Origin of the sequence: Desulforhabdus amnigena (assembly GCF_027925305.1) — a bacterium.
In the GTDB taxonomy this organism is placed as follows: domain Bacteria; phylum Desulfobacterota; class Syntrophobacteria; order Syntrophobacterales; family Syntrophobacteraceae; genus Desulforhabdus; species Desulforhabdus amnigena.
Genome location: NZ_BSDR01000001.1, coordinates 2668357 through 2690806, shown reverse-complemented (window position 1 = coordinate 2690806; position 22450 = coordinate 2668357). Strand labels below are relative to the sequence as shown.

At 54.0% G+C, this 22450-nt stretch carries 15 protein-coding genes; 11 read left to right on the top strand and 4 right to left on the bottom strand.

The features are described from left to right. Nucleotides 1–414 precede the first annotated feature (414 nt). Nucleotides 415–1107 (top strand): DUF166 family (seleno)protein DfsP, encoded by a 693-nt coding sequence (gene dfsP, locus QMG16_RS11465; protein WP_373878738.1) that lies wholly within the window; start codon nucleotides 415–417, stop codon nucleotides 1105–1107. Between the two features lie 67 nt (nucleotides 1108–1174). Here the strand turns inward: dfsP and QMG16_RS11460 are convergent, their stop codons facing one another. Continuing rightward, complete coding sequence (locus tag QMG16_RS11460) at nucleotides 1175–2872, bottom strand: cation:proton antiporter domain-containing protein (protein ID WP_281794328.1); 1698 nt, start codon at nucleotides 2870–2872, stop codon at nucleotides 1175–1177. Nucleotides 2873–3709: 837 nt separating this feature from the next. On the opposite strand from QMG16_RS11460, the gene QMG16_RS11455 reads away from it, so the two are divergent. Beyond that, nucleotides 3710–5545: an LTA synthase family protein gene (locus tag QMG16_RS11455; protein WP_281794326.1), complete on the top strand. Its 1836-nt coding sequence runs from the start codon at nucleotides 3710–3712 to the stop codon at nucleotides 5543–5545. Nucleotides 5546–5681: 136 nt separating this feature from the next. Here QMG16_RS11455 and mtgA read toward each other — a convergent pair whose 3' ends face one another. Beyond that, nucleotides 5682–6464 (bottom strand): monofunctional biosynthetic peptidoglycan transglycosylase, encoded by a 783-nt coding sequence (gene mtgA / locus QMG16_RS11450; RefSeq protein WP_281794325.1) that lies wholly within the window; start codon nucleotides 6462–6464, stop codon nucleotides 5682–5684. Nucleotides 6465–6853: 389 nt separating this feature from the next. On the opposite strand from mtgA, the gene QMG16_RS11445 reads away from it, so the two are divergent. Further along, on the top strand, nucleotides 6854–8431 hold the full coding sequence (locus QMG16_RS11445) for an efflux transporter outer membrane subunit (protein WP_281794323.1): 1578 nt from the start codon (nucleotides 6854–6856) through the stop codon (nucleotides 8429–8431). An 18-nt stretch (nucleotides 8432–8449) separates the two neighbouring features. Here QMG16_RS11445 and QMG16_RS11440 read toward each other — a convergent pair whose 3' ends face one another. Next, nucleotides 8450–9127, bottom strand: a complete 678-nt coding sequence (locus QMG16_RS11440) for a class I SAM-dependent methyltransferase (protein WP_281794321.1) — start codon at nucleotides 9125–9127, stop codon at nucleotides 8450–8452. A 591-nt stretch (nucleotides 9128–9718) separates the two neighbouring features. Here QMG16_RS11440 and rbp point away from each other — a divergent pair. Next, nucleotides 9719–10147 carry an RNA-binding regulator gene (gene rbp / locus QMG16_RS11435; RefSeq protein WP_281794319.1) on the top strand — a complete coding sequence of 143 codons (429 nt, stop codon included), beginning with the start codon at nucleotides 9719–9721 and terminating at the stop codon, nucleotides 10145–10147. Between the two features lie 218 nt (nucleotides 10148–10365). On the opposite strand, the gene QMG16_RS11430 is transcribed toward rbp, so the two are convergent. Further along, the gene (locus QMG16_RS11430; protein ID WP_281794317.1) at nucleotides 10366–12003 is read right to left on the bottom strand and encodes a hypothetical protein; all 1638 of its coding nucleotides are present in this window, start codon (nucleotides 12001–12003) and stop codon (nucleotides 10366–10368) included. A 511-nt stretch (nucleotides 12004–12514) separates the two neighbouring features. Here QMG16_RS11430 and QMG16_RS11425 point away from each other — a divergent pair. From QMG16_RS11425 to QMG16_RS11395, 7 genes are all read left to right on the top strand, one after another. Continuing rightward, a complete protein-coding gene (locus QMG16_RS11425) occupies nucleotides 12515–13081 on the top strand; it encodes a YybH family protein (protein ID WP_281794316.1) in 567 nt (188 codons plus the stop codon). 118 nt (nucleotides 13082–13199) lie between these two features. After that, the gene (locus QMG16_RS11420) at nucleotides 13200–13562 is read left to right on the top strand and encodes a hypothetical protein (RefSeq protein WP_281794314.1); all 363 of its coding nucleotides are present in this window, start codon (nucleotides 13200–13202) and stop codon (nucleotides 13560–13562) included. A 33-nt stretch (nucleotides 13563–13595) separates the two neighbouring features. Beyond that, nucleotides 13596–14417, top strand: a complete 822-nt coding sequence (locus tag QMG16_RS11415; protein ID WP_281794313.1) for a hypothetical protein — start codon at nucleotides 13596–13598, stop codon at nucleotides 14415–14417. Nucleotides 14418–14422: 5 nt separating this feature from the next. Then, nucleotides 14423–15616, top strand: coding sequence for a radical SAM/SPASM domain-containing protein (locus QMG16_RS11410; RefSeq protein ID WP_281794312.1), 1194 nt, complete (start codon nucleotides 14423–14425; stop codon nucleotides 15614–15616). Nucleotides 15617–15770: 154 nt separating this feature from the next. Continuing rightward, on the top strand, nucleotides 15771–17060 hold the full coding sequence (locus QMG16_RS11405) for an OmpP1/FadL family transporter (RefSeq protein ID WP_281794310.1): 1290 nt from the start codon (nucleotides 15771–15773) through the stop codon (nucleotides 17058–17060). Between the two features lie 214 nt (nucleotides 17061–17274). Next, nucleotides 17275–19641, top strand: a complete 2367-nt coding sequence (locus tag QMG16_RS11400) for a tetratricopeptide repeat protein (RefSeq protein WP_281794309.1) — start codon at nucleotides 17275–17277, stop codon at nucleotides 19639–19641. A gap of 73 nt (nucleotides 19642–19714) precedes the next feature. Next, entirely contained in the window at nucleotides 19715–22228 is a 2514-nt protein-coding gene (locus QMG16_RS11395; protein ID WP_373878737.1) for an arylsulfatase, read from the top strand. Nucleotides 22229–22450 lie beyond the last annotated feature (222 nt).

Sequence of the window (22450 nt, the reverse complement as noted above, 5' to 3'; positions counted from 1 at the left end):
AATTGGGTTAGGCATGGGCTACGAGTTATGAACCATGAGCTTTTTCATATAAAAAAACCACAGAGACACGGAGGGCACGGAGAAAGACCTTCAAATGAAATCTTTTTATTCTCCGTGTCTCTGTGGTTCAGATGAAATCCGACAATGTCAAGTTAATAATCATAACAAAGCTTCGGCCCTGGATCATCAAGATTCTCGAAAGTTATCTGGTGTGATTCTTCCCCTTGGTTGCATCCGGTCAAAGATTTGGGCCGGTGTGGACCCGCTTGTTCACAAAAGGCATCAAATCATATATGATTTCCGGCAACCCCGAAACATGCTCCAGGGGAGGGGCAAAGCACCCCCTGAATGGGCGACGTATGTGCCTTTGAATCCTAACGATAAAAATTTCAAGGACGGATCATGGACGATAGAATGGCAAGGGAGGAAACGGAAGCCCGGGGAGTTCAAAAAATAGTGGTCTTTCAGCAAAACGGTAGTGGTGAATCCAAGATCGCAGGCATTGGAAGATTTGGAGGAGAGCTTTTTCTCCTGGAAGTGCTCTCCATCGATGGCGCACTCCCTCCTATTATCGATGATCCCGAGGAATACCTTCCCGAATCGTTTCATGCGGACCTGGTGCTGGACTTCCTGCGCCATCCAGACCTCTCTTATGAGCTGGCGAAACGGTGCGCGCAACGCTCCATACCCGTCATTGCCTCCGGAAAGAAACTGGAAATCAAGGAAGCTCTGACGCCTCCCACCTGATGTGGTCTGGCCCGGCAGGTCGGCCTGGGCAAGTACGGCGAGCGCTTTGGCGCTCCGGATTTCGAGGCGGCTTTGGATGCGGAAGGGCATATCCTTTCCCTGCGAGTGATTCGCGGTGCTCCATGCGGTGCCACCTGGGATGCGGCGGAGCGCGTCCTGGGAATGGCTGCGGAGGAGGCCATAGTTCGAATCGGCCTCGAGACCCAATTCTTTTGCACCGCCAATCCCTCCGGGTGGGATCCCCTGTACGGCAAAAGCCCGGTCCATTTTGCCGGAGAAGTGCATAAGAATGGTCTCAAGCGGGCGGTGGAAAGTTGCCTCCAGCCGCACAAAATCGTTCAAGAAAAAGGCGGCTCATAATCGCTTTCTCACTTCTTGACAGGATATATGGAGTCGAACCTCTGCACCGTTGACCGTCTCCATAGGCTTACGGTCGAACCGAGGCGCTTATCAAGGCCAGGAAATCCGTGAAGCTTTGCATGCGAAGGACGCGGCTGAGCATGTGGGGGTCGCGAAAGAGCCGCGCCAGTTCGGAAGTGATCTCGAGTTGTGCGCTGGGATCGGCGGCCGGCGTGAGAATAAGAAAGATCGCATGCGCCAGCTTATCGTCCGGCGCGTCGAAGTCGATTCCTGTGTCGGAAAACCCGACTACCACCAAAGATTCTTGCAGTCCTTCGATGCGGGCGTGTGGGAGCGCCACTCCATTTCCAATACCGGTGCTGAGCGCTTCTTCCCGCGTCCAGACGGCCGCTTCCAGAGCTTCGGCATCCAGCCCTACCGCTTCCCCCACCGCCGCTGTCATCTCTTGGATGGCCTCGCGAGGGGAGCCGGCCTTTAGTTCCCGCAGAAAAAGCTTCGATGAGAGGGCATCCCGCAGCCGCCACTTTTTTGTAGGCCGGAGAATGAGCCGCATGGCCGGGCCGCCCATCATCGATGTGGCCATCGCCATGATGACCAGGGCCACAAACAGCCGCTGACGGATGATCCCTGCTTCCAGGGCCAATAGTCCCACAATGATCCCCATCGCACCGACGGAAACCATGGCAAAACCGACCGCCCGGGCTTCGCGGGGAGGCATTCCGCCCCACCGCGCCCCCAGGATGCCGCCGGCAAGTTTGCCCACGCAGGTGATCAGCAGCACCGTCAGCACCAGCGGACCGTCGAAGTAAGTCAGAAAATTCACCTTGAGTCCGATACTCGCGAAGAAGATGGGAGCAAAAATGAATGACACGAACTGTTCAATAGTAGCCCGGGTGCGCTCGCGCAGGTGGGAGGAATCGCCCACAGCGGCGCCCACGAGGAAGGCTCCGAAAATTGCATGAATTCCGATCCATTCCATACAGGCCGCTCCCAGCATCCCAAGGATCAGCGCAAAGCTCAGTTCGCCGCCCGGCCACCGGGTGTAGGCCTGCACAAAGGGCAACGCCTTGTGAATCAGCCAGCGGCCGAGCGTGAGCATTGCCCCTACAAAAGCCAGTGTCAGCGCAATCGTCAGCATGATGCTGTGGCCGCTCCCGGCTGGGTTGCCCATGAGTCCTAAAACAACGGCGAAAACGATCCAGCCGGCAAGATCGTTGAAGATTGCTGCGCTGACGACCACCATCCCTATATCGCTGCGGTAAAGGTCCATGTCCATAAGCGTTTTGGCAATGATGGGCAGTGCGGTGATGGAGATGGCAATCGCCAAAAACAAGGCAAATATCATTGGATCGGCATCCGGTTGCCGACCAAGAGCCTGCGGCGCCAGCCAGGCGGCGGCAAAGCCTAAAAGAAATGGAATGGCGATGCTGGCTATCCCGACCTTGCAGCCGACCCTGCCTTGCCTCCAGATAGTTGACAGATCCACCTCTATGCCCGCAACCATCAAGAACAACACAATGGCCAGAGTCGCTATGGCCTCCAATGCTATGGCGTTTGGCCCCTGCGGGGGAAAGAGAAATGCGCTGAACTCGGGCGCTATGCTTCCCAGGACGGTCGGGCCCAGCAGAACTCCAGCGAACAGTTCTCCCAATACCGCGGGTTGGCGCAATCGCTGAGCCAGTTCGCCCAGCACACGGGCCATGCCGAGCAAAATTCCCAGAGAGAGGAACAAAACCATGAAATGATGCTGCGTCAGATTTTCCATCGCGTCGCTTTCAATACAGTGGATGGAATTTAGGGATCTTACCTGTTTTCCTGGTGGACATTGAATAACATGCCCATTTCGCATCGGCATTCGACTCAATATGGATCGAAGGAGCGATTTTTTCAGCTTCCAAATTTTTGCTCTATAATATCGGGTAAATCCTTGAATGTCTAACGTGAAAGCCGGACCTGAAGTCCGTTGCGGACCGGGGTGACCCATTCGTCCAGGCGATAATGTCCCATACGTGCAAAGTGTCCATTCCCTCAAGGGACCTGCGCCGCACGGAAATGGATCGATTTTGCGGTAAAATTTTGTATCGATAGCCATTTTTCTTAAAATTATATATTTGAGTCGGCATTGTCGGATATCCTCTGAGAGGATGTCTGAAAATTCCCCCCTTGAGGGGGGGGTAGGGGGTGTCAAGATTTCGCGAACCAGAAAAACACCCCCCTTGGCCCCCCTCAAGGGGGGAATCGAAGCAGGTTCGGCTCCCAAGCAGAGGAATTTTCAGACAGCCTCTAAACCACAGAGACATGGAGGACACACAGAGATTTCATTGGTGTTTCTCTGGGTCCTCCGTGTCTCTGTGGTTAATAGAGTGCATGAAAGACTGCGGTCTCAGTGCGGCTCAATCTCGATTCGCTCGGAAAAAGCAGGTTGTTGAATGTCTTGTGCTTGATATCAACTTCCCGTTGTTTTATTTGTGGGTAATATTTGGTGAATCGGGATATTCATTTTCACTTTTTCCAGTCCAGGGGAGTTTTCAATTCGGCACCCATGGGTTGTCTTGGATCTCTATAGAACGAGCATGCATTGATCGTAGGCAAGGAATCCTCCATGAATTCATTGGTAAAATTGTTTCTGTTCCTCGTCGCGGGGATTGTGTCCCTGGCGCTGCAGGAAGGGCTTGCACAAAGCGGTGCGGCTAAACTCCTGGCATGGCTTCAGGCCTATCCCCATCTCGCCCTTTTCAACTTGTTTCTCATTTACAGTCTCATGGTTCTAGGGGTTGCGATAGTGGGCAAATGGATACCCGGAACAATCGTTTCCTTTGCGCTGTTGACTGTCCTTTCACTGATCAATTACGCAAAACTGGTGAACCTGCACGCCCCATTTTTTGCCTGGGACCTTTTCTATTTCGAGCAGATCATCGTTTTGCTGCCGGCCCTGCCCATCAAGGCAATGCTTTTCCCGACGGCTCTCTCGGTCGGTGTCGCCAGCGGGGCATGTCTTTATGGTCTCGTCAAATGGGAGCAATTTATCGGCATCAAACAGCGTCTGCTCCTGTGCGTTCTGCCTTTCATCGTTTTAGGAACGCCGATCTACTATCGTCATTTGCCGGTGAACATACTGTCTCGCCTGAGGATAGAAAACACCACATGGAACCAGCGCGCAAATTATGCGAGGAATGGTTTCTTGCTGGCCTTCAGCTTGAATTTTCAACCCTTATTGATTGATGAACCGTCGGGCTATGGTGCTGAAGAGGTACGTACTCTCTTGCAGTCCACAACGCCGCCCCCTTCTGCCGCACCTCCGGAAACTGCCGCCGAAGCTGTCAATCTGTTGATTTTTGTTAATGAATCTTTTTCTGATTTGCGCTATGTCCGGTACACTCCGGCTGAGGACCCGCTAGAGAATTTCAAGCAGCTCCGGTTGCGATTCCCCGGTTTTTACATGATTTCCCCGGTATTCGGCGGGAACACGAGTGTTTCCGAGTTCGAGATCCTGACGGGGTTGAGCAATGCTTTTTTACCTCCCGGCGCCATTCCATTTGATCACTACCTGAACAGGGATACTCCCTCCATTGCCCGAATACTCAAGGACCATGGCTACCGAACCACTGCGATTCACCCTTATCATGACTGGTTCTGGAACAGAGCCCATGCCTATCCAAGGCTCGGATTCGATGAATTCATTTCGCTGAAGGACTTCAAGGGAGCTCAGGAGCGGGGCTGGTTCATTTCGGATGAAGCCCTTGTCGACAAGATCATTGCGAAAATCCAAAACGGTGCCGGCGATCCTTTCTTCATCTACGCACTGTCGATTCAGAATCATGGGACGTATGCCCCCCATCGTTATGCGACCGGCGAAATCGATGTTAAGGGAGATTTTTCAAAGGAGTTGCAGCTTTCCTTGCAGACTTACGCGACCGGTTTGCGGGATGCAGACCGCGCCCTGGGGCGGTTGGTGAGGTATCTGGAAACCCGACCGGAGCCGATCATCCTGCTTTTTTGCGGGGACCATTTGCCAAGTTTCGGTCCGGAGTTTGCCTTATACCGCGAATCTGGAAGCGTTGTCTCTGAACCTGGCGAATACAACTACGAGGAGCTATACCGGATGGCCGGCGTTCCCTGCGCGACTTGGACGAATCGACCGAAATTGCTGGATGATTTAGATGTCCCGTCCCATCTCAGCCCCATTTACCTTGCGCCGACGTTGTTGCGCCGAATGAATATCGAACTGCCTTCCTACATGGACTATCTGGTTCAGGGCATAAAGGATTATCCTGTCATCCATCGCGAGTTTTTCCAGCAAAAAGATGGCAGCCTGGTGGATTTTTCAGAGGTGAGGGACAATCCATTCCTTCAGGGACTGGGAATATTGCAGTATGATATTTTATTTGGTGAGAGATATTCCTGGCCCAGTCACTCCGGAGGGCAGTCATTGTTTTAAGGGGCGCTTTTTGTTGACATCATGGTTGAATTTGTTTGCATGTACGATTTTCATTTATGTACGAGCCGTGGGGTCACTGCTGTTTGAGCACCTGTTTTTATAGGGCTTCAGTATCTCCGATGGAACATGGTTTTTTTCATTCGGTAAGATTCTTCAGATACGCGTCCCCCAGGTTCCTCATCTGTTTTTCGATATGCCGCGCTCGCCTCATTACATACTTCGAAGGCGCTTTGACTTTATATTTTTGAGGATTGGGCAGGACTGCGGCGAGAAGCGCTGATTCGCTCTTGGTGAGTTCCCCGGGCTGCTTCTTAAAAAAAGCCTGCCCGGCTGCATGCACTCCGTAAATGCCGTCTCCGAATTCTACGACGTTGAGGTAGATTTCCAGAATGCGTTTCTTGGGCCACATCAGTTCCAGCAAAACCGTGAAATAGGCTTCGAACCCTTTGCGGATGTAGCTCCTTCCGTTCCAGAGGAAAAGATTCTTGGCCACCTGCTGGGTGATGGTGCTTGCTCCCCGGTAGCGCCCCCTTTTTTGTCCATCCTTCAATGCGTCGGCAATGGACTTGAAGTCGAATCCCCAGTGATACGGGAATTTCTGGTCTTCCGAAGCGACCACCGCAAGGGCCACACAGGGTGAAATTTTATCAATTTTTATCCAGTTATATTGAATGGATACTTTTTGGTCGGCATTGAAGAGCCCCGCAAAAAACCTTTCCACCATGAAAGCGGTCGTAGGGGGTGGGATAAAACGGAGGATGAGAATGACTCCCAGGGAGAGGAATACAAAAAGCAGGGTTACTTTCCCGAAGAGTCCGAAGAAATTGTTGAATTTCTTCTTCTTTTGATTGGATACCGTCTTCTTGAGAGATCTGTTTTCTGCCGGTTGCGGGCTTTTCGTTTTTCTTCTTATCAACATCAGCTTTCAAATGAGAGGATCGGTGTTTGATTTGGATTGCCCCCATCCAAGGGGCTCGTGCTCATGCGGAGATGTATCAAAAACTTATTCTTAGCTTACTGAATCCTATATTTCTACCATATAGTTTCATGGAAGCATGATAGAGTCAGCCGGGAAAGGATACTTCACCACATGCATGACCTTTGGTCATGTTGACGTTTGAGCATAGAAGGTACGTTATGGTAGTATTTTGGGCAGCAAGTATCTGAAAAATCAAGGGGGAGGATATGCAGCGTCCGGGCGAAGCCATCAAATGTTCATCGGCGGGAAAAAACTGTAAAAAACGTTCCAGCCTCTGCCTTTGCCTATATCCGCCAAGTCTTTCACGGTCGATTTTTCAGGCACGATTCATGGTGGGGGTTATTCTGCTTTTTCTGACTTTTGGATGCACCACTGTTGGACCTGATTTTACAAAGCCTTCGGCTCCCATAGCCGGTGAGTGGATTGAAGAGGGGAACCCCAAGGTCAAGACGGAACCGGTCAACTATAGCGACTGGTGGACTGTTTTTGGCGATCCCGTGCTCGACTTCCTCATCAAGACCGCATACGATGAAAACCTTGATTTACAAGTTGCCGGACTCCGCATTCTTGAGGCTCGTGCCCAATTGGGAATTGCAGTGGGGAATCAGTTTCCTCAGGTGCAAGAGGTAGGAGCCAGCTATTCGTATAATGAAATCAGCAAGAATGCTCCTGGTTCGGCCGGAGGGGACCTTCATCTTCAGACCTACAGCTATGCCCTCGACGCCAGTTGGGAGTTGGATTTCTGGGGGAAATTCCGTCGAGCGGTAGAATCTTCCGACGCGGCGCTCATTGCCTCCATTGCTGATTACGATGATGTTCTGGTTTCTCTCACTGCCGAGGTGGCATCCACGTATGTTTTGATCCGGATTTTCCAGGAACGGTTGGCGGTCGCCAGAGAAAACGTCAAAATCCAGGAGAATTCCTTTGAACTTACAAACGTGCTCTACACCAACGGGGCGGTGACTCAACTGGATTATCAGCAGGCCAAGAGCCTTCTCCGGGAGACTCAGGCTTTGGTCCCCACCCTCGAAGCGGGTCTTCGGCAGGCTCAAAATGCTCTCTGTATTCTGCTTGCCATACCTCCAAGAGATTTGAGCGAACTTCTTGAAGGTTCCAAGACGATTCCCAAAGTGCCTTCCGAAGTAGCTGTCGGTGTTCCAGCGCAGCTCCTTCTCCGGCGTCCGGATATTCGCCGTGCAGAGCTTCAGGCTGCAGCGCAATGTGCTCAAATCGGTGTTGCAAAAGCTGAGCTCTTCCCTCAAATTTCCATTCTTGGAACATTCGGCTTCGAATCGAGCGATTCTCCTTTCACGCAAGCGGGCGGGAGTGACTTCAGCGATCTTTTCAGCTGGCAGAGTTTCACCATGTCTACGGGCCCATCCATTCAGTGGCCTGTTTTGAACTACGGGCGAATCAAGAACAATGTTCGCGTTCAGGACGCGCGCTTCCAGCAGCTCCTGGTCGTCTACCGAAAGACGGTTTTGCAGGCGGCACGGGAAGTTGAAGATTCCCTCATCGGCTTCCTGCAGGCACAGGAGCTGGTTGCATTCCTTTCCGAGAGTGTAGAGGCGGCAAAGCGTGCCGTGGAGGTTTCCCTGATTCAGTATCGTGAAGGGGCTGCGGACTACACACGGGTCCTCAACTCGCAGCAGTTCCTCGTGCAGGCTGAGGATCGCCTGGTACAGAGCAGGGGTGCCGTTCCCACCAATCTCATTAGCCTTTACAAGGCGTTGGGAGGCGGCTGGCAGATGCGCGAAGGGAAAGGCTTCGTTTCGGAAGAGACCATTAAAACCATGGAATCGAGAACGGATTGGGGAAATCTGCTGCCCCCGAGAGATCTTCCGAAGAACCTGGATGTTCCTCCCGCAGCGGATGTTCGCAGTCTTCCCCGCATGCCGGACTGGTAGGAACCTGAGGAAAATTTTTCAGCGGCTGATCCTGGGTGCTATTGCATACACTGTTGTTTTCTGAAGGTATTTCCCAACAAGGTCGACATCTGAAGGGGCCTGGTAAGATGCGAGAGGTTCGACGGGGGTATCCTTGATATTGCCCCGCGAAGGGTCTCCCAAGAGGATTTTCATGCCACGTGCCGTCAGTGCCGCGAACCACGAGAGAACTGAGCGGCTAAAAGCGGGATCATAGAACATATCGCCCGCAAGAAGGACATCGAAGCCCGTCAGAGGGTCTCCCACAAGGTCCCGCGTTGTGGTCTCCATGGAAACACCATTGACAAGGGCGTTCAGTCGGGTCGCTTCCACTGCCAATGGATCGATATCTGAAGCAAGCAGAAAAGCGGCGCCGGACATCATGGCAGCAACAGCCTCTACGCCACAGCCGGCTCCGAAGTCAATCACGCGTTTTCCTGCAACCTCTTCCGGATGGTCCAGAAGATATCGCGCCAGGGCCTGTCCTCCGGCCCAGCAAAACCCCCAGTAGGGATCCCCGATTCCAAGCCTTTCAATATCGGGTTCCGTTGCGTGCCAGAGGGGGCAGGAATCTGTGATCAGGTGCAGTTGGATCTCGGGGCAGAGATGCGGCGGTGTGAGCTGTGTGTTTTCGAGAATGAAAACTTTTCTTTTGCTTGGGGTCTGGCCGATCTTCATGGGTATCCTTATATATAAAAAAAGCTCATGGTTCATAGCTCATGGCTCATGATAACATCGCTTTTCAAGAGCATTTCCCGCTTTCCATATTGGCTTGCATCTCTTTGCCTTTTTCATTTTTCGTTGTGACCGTTCCGGTCATGGGGGTTACTTGAATCGCAAAGTGCCGATGGTTGGGGGCGGAAAATAAAAGCGCGATTCAGTCTAGAATATCCTTCTCCCAGGGGCAATAGATAGTTCCGACAAGGCGGGCAATTCGTTTTTTCTCCTTGGGAACTCTTGGAATTTCAGGATCAAGTCGACGCTATTTCAAATCTTTCCTCAATGTCGCCTCTTGTTGCTTGATTTGCTTGGACTTTACAGGTTAATATATTCCAAAGATATTACGGCGATTATCTTGTTCACATGTCTCATCTCCACCATGTCTATGGACCTTTGAGGGAAAGTGTCACTGCGCCGATTTCACTTTCACCCAAAACTTGGCAATGCCTCAGAGTGGCTATTTTCGGTGAATGCTCCTGCCGACATGCAGGGCGGGCAAATTTATCGGGATCAGTTACCGGCATTTCTTTCTGAAAGAGAAGGATTTTTATGAATATTTACGTAGGGAATTTGTCTTTTAAGACCACAGAAGAGGGATTGCAGAAGTTTTTTGAATCGTTTGGCGAAGTGAGTTCGGCCAAGATCGTTACAGACAGATACACCGGGAAATCCCGTGGATTTGGCTTTGTAGAAATGCCGAACCGTGAAGAGGCTCTGGCCGCTATCGGCGGACTCAATGGCAAAGAATTGGATGGCTTTGCGCTCACGGTCAACGAAGCCAAGCCGCGTGAAGGTGGTGGCGGAAGACCGGGAGGCGGTCCTCGCGGCGGCTACGGTGGTGGGCAGCGTGGTGGCTACGGTGGCGGCGGCCGCAGCGGTGGAGGACCAGGAGGCGGTCATCGCGGCGGCGGATATGGCGGTGGGGGAGGTAAAGGCGGCAGGGGCGGCGACAGAGGTGGAAGTCGTCGGGCCTACTGATCCTCAAGATCTGCCGGGTGATGGTAAATATATTGAATGAATGATTCGACAGGGTCATAAGGGGCATGGTTGGTCATGCTCCTTATTTGCTTTGAGCCTGTCGCCTCTGCAATCTTCTCCATGTCTCCGTGGTGAATAACGGCCTATTGGAATCCGCTTGGCTTTCGCGATTTCTTCTCACTACCATGGCTCCCAGCCTACGCTCCACTCGGGATGGCTCACGTCTTGAGCCCCGCTTTTCGCAGACCATCGAGAGTGGCTTCGATCAGGGAAGGGGGCTTGACATAAAAGCCGATCAGGCGGGACCCACAAGTGGGGAAGTCCGGCCGCAACACGAGCAGCCTGTCAATTTCCGATCCAGCCTCCGACTCCCTTCCCATTTGACCCAGGGCGGCGGCCTGCAGCAGCGGGTCCCAGAAGAGCTGGGCCATGTTGAATTGTCGAGCCTCTCGAAAGGCTTCCGGGTACCTTCCTTGTCGATAGCAGTCGAAATAGGGTGCAAGGTGATACCAGCCCGGAAAATGGGGATTCAGCTCAATCCCTTTTTCCAGCAGAGCAAGACCGTGTTCCCAGTCACCATACAGTGCCGTTGCCCACCCGATAAAACCGATGATGGCTGGATTGTTGGGATTGAGGGCAACACATTCCTCAGCCTCCCGGAAAAAATTGTCTTTGTCGTTCTGTAAAAACAGGACAAAGGCAAGAATAGCGCGGACCAACTGGTTCCCGGGGTCCAGAGAGGCTCCTTTACGAGCCATGGCCATGGCCGTCTCAAGGGTTGTCTTCATCTGAGAGTGTCCCAGGGCATAGTTGTTGGCGTAGAGGTTCGCGAGAAGGGACCAGGCAAGTCCACTCTCCGGCTCTTCGACAGCAGCATCCTCCAGTGCCTTGAATGCTCTTGCGAAAGCCTCCGCAGACAGTGATGTTTGATAATGGTGGTACCTGAGCAATGCGTCGTAAGCGGTCAACGTCCCTGGTGGTTTTTTTTGGGATTCCTTGGACAGTTGTGTGGAGATGATTCCAAACAGGTCCCCAACCTTACTCGCCACCCTCCTGCCGATATCTTCCTGCAAGGTGATGAGGCTTTCAGCTCTAAGCTCACGGCGATATTGTTCCCCCCAGATTTGCAATCCGGTCGTCGTGTCGATCAATCCAACAGAGATTTTTACCTGATCGGCTTCCTTGCGCACACTTCCCTCCACAAGAAACCGAGCCCCCAACCTCTGCCCCATCTCCCTGGCGCAAGCCTTCACTCCCTTCATTTGAAGGGTGGAGTGACTGGCTACGACGCGGAGGTTCTGAAACCGTGCAAGCTCACGGGTAAACTCTTCGCTCAAACCGTCGGTGAAGTATTCCTGTCCCGGGTCCCCTGTCAGGTTGACCAAAGGCATGACGGCCACTGATGGTCCATGGGATAGGGTGAACGCAGGACCTCCCCGTTCCGGCCGGGATCCTCCCTTGCCGGATTCCGGAGTGGAAAACCTATGGAACCTCGGCTCATAACTTCCCTTGGGTATTTCGATTTTCACCGGATCTTGCACGCCATAGGACAGGTAATAGCGTTCCAGCGCCCGGCGAAGTCGCCCGGCCTGGATGCGAACAACAGAATCTTTCTGGCCGTCAAAGTTCTCGTTCCTGCCGAACACCTCGGTGGCCACCGTATAACCCTTGATTTCATGGCTTTGCCCAGCCAGGACTTTTTCCACCACAAAGGAGAGAAAGCTTCGCAGCACAGGCCTCCGGGCAAACTCCGGGCTTGCAAGCACCGTTGCGAGCTGACCTCTAATGATCTCCTCGGGGAACTCCCTGTCACTGCCCAGGGCAGTTGGGGGGGAGCCTGACTGCTCTGCACTCATTGGGAAATCCTTGTGGTGGAGAGACGTCAAACCGACATGTTTTACACGATGTCACCAGCAGGCGCAGGTTCAATCCTGTCACCCATTGTAACTGTTACATACCCTATGTAACATTTAAATTCATGCAATGTTTTTTTAACTTGTAATTCATTAAACTTGAAGCAAGAACTCAAAAATCAGAGTTGCCCGTCCTGATTTCGGCCGTTTTGACTCGTTGGCCTTCCCGACTTCGTTCTCGTTTGGCGCGTCAATCCATCTTACTTACACAGAACGCTTTCTGACGATCATGTTTCGACTCCTGGTGAGAAAAGCTCTTCGAGCAGTTGGCATGCGTGCATCTTTTCTTCCGTCCGGGCTGTGAGCGAGCCGAAGGGCCTCCTTCCGCAATCTTTGGCGACAACGATTGGGGAGACATTGATGACAAGCAAAACCCCATGTCTTGTATTACTCCCTGGAAGACGAAATGGGCTGCCGGTAATGAAGTGAGTAGGGGACTCCATGAAAGTTCCCTATGACCGGGAAACCGGATTTCGATTTTCGCTCATCACCCACACGAAAAGAGAGGAAAGATTATGGTCTTGAAAAAGGTTTGCTTTTTATAGTGCTGGTCTCCTTTGCCATGGTTTCGCCCTGCTTTGCGCGAAAGCCGGACACAAATGCCAATGCCGATGTCAAGGCCCTGGTGATGGAGCACAACAAGGCGTTCAATGCCCAGGATCTCAAGGGAGTGATGGAAACCTACGCACCCGGCCCGAACGTCGTGCTTATGGGCACCGGCCCGGGAGAGATTTACGTGGGAGAAGAAGCCATCGGGGGAGCCTACAATCAGTTTTTCAACAGGTTCGACGCAAATACCTTGAATTTTAAATACGATTGGATTCATGCCGCCTCCAGGGGCAATTTTGCCTGGTTTGCCGCTACGATCAACATGGAGGGCATGGTGAAGAACGAAAAAAGGGAGCGTGCGTTCAACATGTCCGGTGCTCTCGAAAGGATCAAGGGCAAATGGCGAATTGTGAGTATGCACTTTTCCAGACTGGGTGCTGAGCAGCAGCAAGGTGCCGAGCAACCCAAATAATACTGATGCGAATGCGGCATCTAAAGACAATGCGTCCGGTTGTTGTCGGAGGAGCCGGAGACTACTTTTTTGCCGCCTTCTTGGCTGGGTTCATTCGATGGAGAAATGGAGGCTGGGTATGGATAAGGATTTCAAAGGGCCGCAGAGTGAGGAAAACGGCAAAAGAGAAGAAGAGTTGATGGATCGAAGGGGGTTTCTGCTCGGGCTCGGGAAGTGGTCGATGGTCGTCATTGGAAGCGTTCTTTTGGGAGACGCACTGTTGGGGGCGGAGCGGGAGGCGAGCGCCGGAGCCTGGGCCAACCGTGTCGGGGGTGGCGGCTGGGCGAACCGTGTAGGTGGCGGAGGTGCTGTGGTCACGCCCGGTGGCGCCTGGGCGAATCGAGTCGTAGGGGGCGGCGCCTGGGCGAATGGTGGGGGGGCCTGGGTCAATCGAGGTGGCGCCTGGGCCAATCGCGGGGGTGCCTGGGTCAATCGGTTTTAACGTGAGAAGAAGCATCTTCCAGGATGAACGACCATGACGGATTCTGTTGTCTACAACATTCCTGTCTCAATGGTTGAGACATACGCCGGTCGAAGCCTGATCGTCCGCTCCCGGGACCCTGCAGAGATCGTGGAAGGGCTTTCCATGGAAGATCTGGCAAGGGTTTCGTATGTCCAGGTGCTTTCCATTCACCCTGATCTTGAGCGATTGACGCTATGGGGACAGAATATTCCCGTAGATCTGGTGGTTCAAGATCCGGAAAGGGATCTCCCCCTGCTTTATCAGTGCTCGCCGCTCCTGGCCAGGCACCCGGTCCGCGTGAGTGTCCCCGTCGCTCCCGGGTTCAGCAAAGTGGTGAAGCTTGCGGTTTCATTGAACTTTGCGGTTAAGTTGCAAGTATTCCAACCCGATCCGTTCCTCTTTGAAGAGCTGTCACGGGCAGCGCACTGGTATCTGCGTCATGCCACGGTTTCTCAACCCATTGAATATTTCCACAGCCTGTTCCTGGCTTTCTATCGGGGAGACCCTGTGACCCTTTGGGCCATACAGGAAGAAGACCCTTCTCATAATCGTTACATCACGGATGAGGGAAAGGAGACTCTTTCCAAACGATTCGCGGAGGGCGATTTGAAAGGTGAAGTCACCTCGTTTGTGACGCGATTCAGAGACGAGCTCATTGCTGAAGAACGCGAGTGCAGCAGTTGCGAGTTCCTTGGGAATTGTTCCTGCTATTTCAAATGGCCCAGCCGGGAATATCGATGTGACGGCGTGAAGGCCCTCTTTGAGACCATCAAGGACGCGGCAGAGGAGCTGCGAGGGGATCTTGCGGCATTTCACTCCATGGGCGGAAAGTAACGGTCATGACAGGCGACCATTTTTCTCTCATCCTCCTTCCTACTTTGAACTGCAACGCCGAATGCGATTACTGCTTCGAGACCAAGACCAACCATCGCCTCGGCCTGGATCAGCTTTCGGAAGTGGCACACAAGGTCATGGATTACTTGAGTCGGAACCATATCGAATTCCTGTCCATTTACTGGCAGGGAGGAGAGGTCATGACCCTGCCTCCCGAATGGTTTGAAGCGGCTAACGAAATCATTCAGAGAATTGCCGATGGGAGAAACAAGGGGGTTGGCCATTTCCTCCAGTCCAACATGATCGCATACGGCAAGAAATGGAATAGGGTGCTCTCGGAAATGTTCGGAAACAGTGTGGGCTCTTCCATGGACTTTCCCAATCTCCATAGAAAACTCAAAAATGGTGGCGCCAGGGAATACGAGAGGGTTTGGACCCGGAACATGCGGGAGGCCGTCGATGCCGGCATCGAAGTCGGAGTCATATCGATCCCCAATGAACAGACTCTCGAGCTGGGCGCGGAGCGCTTTTATTCCCATTTCGTCGATGATCTGGGAATCCGTGATCTTCAGATCAATACGCCCTTTCCAGGAGGGTCTCTTAACGATGTGAAGAAAGGCTTTCCCCTGGACCACCATCGGCTGACCCGGTTTTTTGTGGATCTTGCAACCATCTGGTTTGAACGGGGCTTTCAGAAGGGTGTGAGGATCGGTCCTTTCAGTAAGCTGATGGATTATTTCCTCCGCGGGAACAAGGACTTCGTCTGCATCTGGCGGGAAAACTGCGTCAACGAGTTCGTCTGCATCGACCCGAGAGGACACGTCGCTCAATGCGACTGCTGGGTGACGAGTTACCCGGAATTTCGGTTCGGCAATATCTTTGACGATGTCGGCCTGTCCGATCTGTTGAAGAACAGCCCTGCCCGCCGAAGCCTCCAGTTGCGACCCGGCCTGTTGATCCAGAGAGAGGATTGCCTGGAGTGCGACTATCTGAGCATTTGCCACGGAGGCTGCCCGGTGCGGGCGTACACGGTCCACGGCGACATATTTCGCAAAGATCCTTATTGTCTGCTCTACAGAAATCTTTTTCAGATGATGCAGGAGATGACGGTAAAGCCACAACCGAGAATCGGTTCACCACCAGCCAAACCCCAAGGACAAGGAGAATCAAAAGATAAGGTTGCATACCGGCAAGTATAGAACGGCTTCGGCTTGTTTGGTGACAGCCATCCTGTCGTTCATCTTAGGAGCTGTAAAAGAATAACTTCCTGTTGAGGGTTAATTTTTTACAGCCCCTTATTGTTCCTGACCGGTTGGAGGGGCCATTGGGAGAAAGCAAAAGAGGAGGGAATTTATGAAATCGCTTTTGTTCTGCACCTTTGCTCTGGGAATATTTTTGAAGTTCGTGTCAGGAATGGCCTGGGCGGGTGGGCTGATTGTCTATGAGAACGATTCCCCCACTACCGGTACGGCTTCGGCAGGCTGGGCTGCACTTGCGGACGATGCGTCCACCTCCTTTACCAATCCGGCCGGAATGACCCGTTTGGACCGTTCACAACTGCTCGTGGGAGCGCAACCGATGATTATTACGTCAGAATTTAATTCCGGTCCTTATACGAGGTTAGCCGGCGGCGGCGGTGAAGGAGGCAATGCAGGCGGGGTTTTGCCTTCACTGGGTGGTTACTACGTTCACAGCCTTTCTGATTGCTTCAAACTGGGCATCGGCTCGCTTTCCTACTTCGGAGCCGCAATTGATTACGGCGATACCTGGGTAGGACGGTATCGAGTCGAAAAATCGACTTTCCTAACCGCTGCACTTTCTCCATCCGCGGCATATCGAGTCAACGATTGGTTTTCCGTCGGAGCCATGTTCAACGTGGTGTATGGATATCTGAGCAATGACGTGGGCATCAATAACCTTCAGGATAGCCTTTCGGACGGAAAGCTTCAATACAAGGACGAAGATTTCGGCTTCGGTGGCGGGGTTGGGGTGCTCTTCGAACCGACCCGAAGTACCCGCTTGGGTGTGACGTACTATTCGCCGGTAGATCTTACCTTCACGGACACTCCGTCCTTTGAGAATACGGGGCCGATTTTGACCCGGCTATTGACCCAAAGAAGTCTTATCGGCAGTGAGCTGGAACTGGACTTTACCATTCCTCAATGGATCATGATGAGCCTTTATCAACAGGTCAATGATAAGCTGGCGTTTGTGGCGAATTTTGGCTGGCAGGACTGGAGCGAGTTCGGCGATGTGGATATCTCTTTGACTGTTGATCCCGTCAATCCAGGAAGCCTGACGGCGAACCTGAAAATGCAGGATACTTATCATTTTGCTCTGGGGGGGCAGTATCGAATCGCGCAACCCTGGCTTCTTTCTCTTGGTTTTGCCTATGATACCTCTCCGCTGAGTGATGCCAATCGCTCGGCGTCTCTTCCTCTCGATCGCAACATTCGCTACGCTGCAGGGATCCAGTACGATTGGAATAAAAACCTGACGCTGGGCCTTGCCTATGAATACATAGACCTCGGCTCCGCCAACCTCGCACAGTTGGGTCTCCCGGCCGTGCGCGGAACGCTGCAAGGGGACTACGATCCCAACAACATCAATGTCGTCAATTTGAACCTGGTTTATAGATTTTGAGCCGGAGCTTAGCCGTACTTAGAGCCTATCCGAAAACCTACCTCGGCAGCGGACACCCCCCTTTCATTCCCCCCCTCGAGGGGGGACCAAGGGGGGTGTCGCAAAGTCCACAGGTGGTTTCTGGATAGGTTCTTAGACCGTGTCCCTTACCCGATCGACTGCTCCTTGAAGAAGATAGAAGCGCTGCTCAAACCCTCAAGGAAAGGTGGCTTTAATGAAAACATTGAAATCGCCCATGATGGTTCTTCTCGCCATGATTCTTATGGGTTCAGCAGTGGTGGCGGCTGAAAAGAAACAGAACACACGCCCGCCTGCCTCCGGTTTTGCCGGTTCGGTGAGCTGTCGGGGATGTCATGAGAGATTTTATCAGCTCTGGTCTACGTCGTTGCATGGCCTCGCCATGCAGCCCTATACGCCTGAATTTGCCAAAGCCCGGCTTACTCAGCAGCAGAATGCAGTGGTGATCGGGGAATTTAAGTATCAGGCCGATCTCAAAGGCGGTGTGGTCATTGAAACGGCTCCAAAGGGGAAAAAGAAGTATCCGATCGAACATGTCCTCGGCGGAAAGAATGTTTGTTACTTCCTGACGCCTTTCCCTAAGGGGAGACTCCAGACCCTGCCGGTTGCCTATGATCTGAACAAGAGGGAATGGTTCGATACGGCTGCCAGTGGAATACGCCACTTCCCGGCAGGGGAGACGGATCGGCCGGTTCACTGGAAGGAATCGCCCTACACCTTCAACACCGCGTGTTACTCCTGCCATGTGAGTCAGCTCTTGACGAACTATGATCTCAAGACCGACAGGTACAAGACTACCTGGGCGGAACCGGGCATCAATTGTGAGTCTTGCCACGGCCCCTCGGTAGAGCACAACCGGGTTTTCCGGGAGACCCCCGAGGGACGGAAGCTCCAGGATCCCAAGATCATCAGTTGGAAGAATTTCACACCTGAGCAAAAAAACGCTGCATGCTCCATATGTCATGCAAAGATGTCCGTAATCGCGGAAAACTTTGAGCCGGGTGATCGATTCTTCGACCATTTCGATCTCGCGACGCTGGAGGACCCCGACTTTTACCCCGACGGTCGAGACCTGGGAGAGAACTACACGTACACCTCATGGATGATGAGTCCATGTGGCAAGGCCGGGACACTCCATTGTGTAATCTGCCATACTTCGAGCGGCCGCTACCGGTTTAAAGCCGACGAGAAGGCAAACGAGGCCTGCATGCCCTGTCACGAGAAAAACGTGAAGGATGCACCGGTTCATACGCATCACAAGGAGGGGAGTGCGGGAAACAAGTGCATCTCCTGCCACATGCCCATGACCTCCTTTGCTCGAATGAACCGGACCGACCACTCGATGCTGCCGCCCACACCCGCGGCGACACTTGCCTTCAAGTCGCCGAATGCCTGCAACATCTGCCATACCGATAAGGATGCCGCCTGGGCCGACAGGGTCGTCCGTGAATGGCGCCCGCGGGACTATCAGGCGCCGCTGCTCGCACGGGCATCTCTCGTTGACGCCGGGCGCAGGCGGGACTGGAGCAAGCTTCCGGAGATGCTGAGCTACGTGATGAGCAAGGACCGTGACGAGGTTTTTGCGACATCGCTCATCCGTATCATCCCGGCTTCCGGGGACCCTCGGGTCGTTCCGGTGCTGATCGAGGCCATTGAGGACCCTTCGCCCCTTGTGCGCTCTGCAGCTGCCGCCGCCCTGCAAAATGTACCCACGAAAGAAACCGTGCAAGCCCTTGTAGATGCGACCGGGGATGACTATCGCCTCGTTCGTGTTCGGGCTGCCGCGTCTCTTGCAGGATATCAAAACATTCCCCTGGATGATGCTCAAAAGAAAACTGTCGAATCAGCAACCAGGGAGTACCTCTCCTCGATCCTCTCCCGCCCAGACCAGTGGAGCTCCCATTACAATATGGGCAACTACTACATGGATCGCGGTGACATCAAGTCGGCCCTTGCCTCGTATGACACGGCCCTGAAGTTGGAGCCGCATGCGCTGCGGGCCATGGTCAACGAATCCATGGCGTATGCCCGCCTGGGCGAGAACCGGAAGGCAGGCGACATGCTTCGGAAGGCATTGAAGATGGCGCCCGACAATGCTGAGGCAAACTTCAACATGGGGTTGCTCAAGGCCGAAGAGAACGACACGCAGGGGGCGGAGAGGCATCTCAAAGCGGCACTCAAAGCCGATCCCCAGATGGCCCAGGCGGCGTACAACCTCTGCGTGATTCTCTCCAGGGACCGTATCGATGAGGCGATCGGTTTCTGCCGGCAGGCAACGGAGCTCAGGCCCGGCGAGCCCAGGTACGCTTATACCCTGGCATTTTATCAGGAGCAGAAAGGAGACAGCGGGAGCGCAGCCATGGTGTTGGAGGACCTTGTAGACAGGATTCCCGTTCACTCAGATTCCTATCTCCTTCTTGGCAGCATCTATGAAAAGCAGGGGAAGAAGGAAGAAGCAGAGAGGATCTACAAAAGGGCATTGGAGACCAAGGGGATTCCGGACATCTACAAGTATTCCATTGCGGTGCGGCTGAATTCGCTGAAGCAGGAGAATGAACCATAGGATAGGAAAGGAGAAGAGCATGAAATCAAGAAAAGAAACCTTGAGAGTAGTGATCGCTGTGGTTGACTTCACCATGGTGTTCATTGTTGCTGCTTTACTGGCAAGCATGCCGGTCATGGCCCAGCAGGTGACCGGCGAGCTGGGCTCGCCCAGCGCCACCACCACCATCGATGGAAAGCAGCTCCCGGCGCCCGACCCGAAGTTCGGAGGTGTGATCGAGGAGGACGCCCTCAAGTCCAAAGCCTGGTGGGCGCCGCGCATTGTGCCTCCCAAGAAGGCGCCCAACATCCTGCTCATCATGACCGACGACTCGGGCTTCGGCGTGCCGAGCACCTTCGGTGGCGTCATCCCGACCCCGACGATGGATCGCATTGCAAAGACAGGGCTGCGCTACAACAACATCCACTCTACGGCCCTCTGCTCGCCGACACGCGCGGCGCTCATCACCGGCCGCAATCATCATTCGGCCGGCTTTGGCGTGATCTCCGAGCAATCCACAGGCTTCCCGGGCTACAACAGCATCATCCCCAGGGATAAGGCCACCATCGGCCGCATCCTCAAGGAAAACGGTTATGCCACCTCGTGGTTCGGCAAGGACCACAATACGCCCGCCTTTGCCGCCAGTCAGGCCGGTCCGTTCGACCAATGGCCGACCGGCATGGGCTTCGAGTATTTCTACGGGTTCGTGGGTGGCGATGCGAACCAGTGGCAGCCGAACCTTTTCCGCAACACGACGCAAATCTACCCTTTTGAGGGCAAGCCGGAATGGAACCTGATTACCGGCATGGCCGACGACGCTATCGATTATTTGAACCGGATCAACCAGATCGATCCGAGCAAGCCGTTCTTCCTCTATTACGTCCCCGGTGCCACGCACGCGCCGCATCACCCGACCAAGGAATGGGTCGAGAAGATTCAGGCCATGCACCTCTTCGACGACGGCTGGAACAAGCTGCGCGAGCGGATTTTCGAGAACCAGAAGCGCCTCGGCGTGATCCCTAAAGACACCCAGCTGGAGCCCTGGCCCACGAAGGTCCTCAAGAACTGGGACGATTTGACGCCCGAGGAGAAGAAGCTTTTCATTAAGCAAGCCGAGATATTCGCCGCTTATGAAGCCTACACCGACCACGAAATCGGCCGGGTCATTCAGGCCGTGGAGGACATGGGAAAGCTCGACGACACGCTCATCATCTACATCAACGGCGACAACGGCACGAGCGCCGAAGGGGGCCCGCTCGGCACACCCAACGAAGTGGCCTTCTTCAACGGCGTCAACCAGATGCCGGTGGATGTTCAGATGAAGTGGTACGACGTGTGGGGAACCGAACAGACCTACAACCACATGTCTGCCGGCTGGTCCTGGGCCTTTGACACGCCGTTCACCTGGTTCAAGCAGAATGCCTCGAAGCTCGGCGGGGTCCGTCAGTGCATGGCGGTCTCCTGGCCCGGCCACATCAAGGATCAGGGGGGGCTGCGCGAGCAGTTCATGCACATCATCGACGTGATGCCTACCCTCCTCGAGCTCACCGGCATCCCCGCGCCCGAATACGTGGACGGCATCAAGCAGGCGCCCATCGAAGGCACGAGCTTCGCCTACACGTTCGACGAGAAGAACGCCAAGGCACCGTCACGGCACAAGACCCAATATTTCGAAATGTTTGGCCAGTGGGCCCTGTATCACGACGGCTGGCTGTTGAGCACCCAGGTGAACCGCGCGCCGTGGGAGGCCTTTGGCGCCGCCAACCCCGACCCGCTCAACAACCAGGTGCTCGAGCTCTACGACCTGAACAAAGACTTCAGCCAGTCTCAGAACCTCGCCGACAAGCATCCGGAGAAGGTGGAGGAGATGAAGAAGATGTTCATCGAGGAGGCGAAAAAGCACCAGGTCTTCCCGCTGGACGCCTCGGTCGCGGCTCGCATCGTGGCTCCGCGCCCGAACATCACCGCCGGTCGCACCGAGTTTGTCTATACCTGCCCGATGGTCGGCCTGCCGCAGGGCGATTCCCCAATGTTGCTTAATTCCTCCTATACCATCACGGCGGACATCACTGTTCCTGAAGGTGGTGCGGAAGGCATGATCCTGACCTCCGGCGGACGGTTTGCCGGTTACGGCTTCTACCTGCTCAAGGGCAAGCCGGTGTTCCTGTGGAATCTCATTGACTTGAAGCGCGTGAAGTGGGAGGGACCGGAGGCGCTCACAGCCGGCAAGCACACCCTCGAGTTCGATTTCAAATACGACGGCCTCGGCATCGGCACGCTCGCTTACAACAACATGAGCGGTCTTGGCCGTTCCGGCACCGGCACGCTCAAGGTGGACGGCAAGGCGGTCCAAACCATTACCCTGCCGCACACGCTGCCGATGATCCTGCAATGGGATGAAAGCTTCGACATCGGTTCCGACACCCTGACCGGGGTGAACGACGCCGACTACCTGCCGCCGTTCCCGCTGACCGCAAAACTCGATAAGCTGACGATCAAGGTGGACCGTCCAAAACTTACGGAGGAGGACGTCAAGAAGCTCGAAAATGCGGAAGCGATCGCGGTTGACGGCAGTCCGATTCATCATCTGCAGAGCGGGCCGCAATAGTGCCGCATCACAGCGCAAACCGCGGCGGAGCTTCGGTTGTTAAACGCACGGGCCGCTCTCGGCGAGGTGCGGCCCACCGTTTATGGTCAACTCGCTCATCACCCCCGGCTTTGGCGGTCGATTCTATTTTACGACCGGCAGGGGATTTATCGTATTGCAGGTTATGCCGAAACGATTGAATCGTGTCTGAACGTGTCCTAATCGAACGCCAGCTTGAATTTC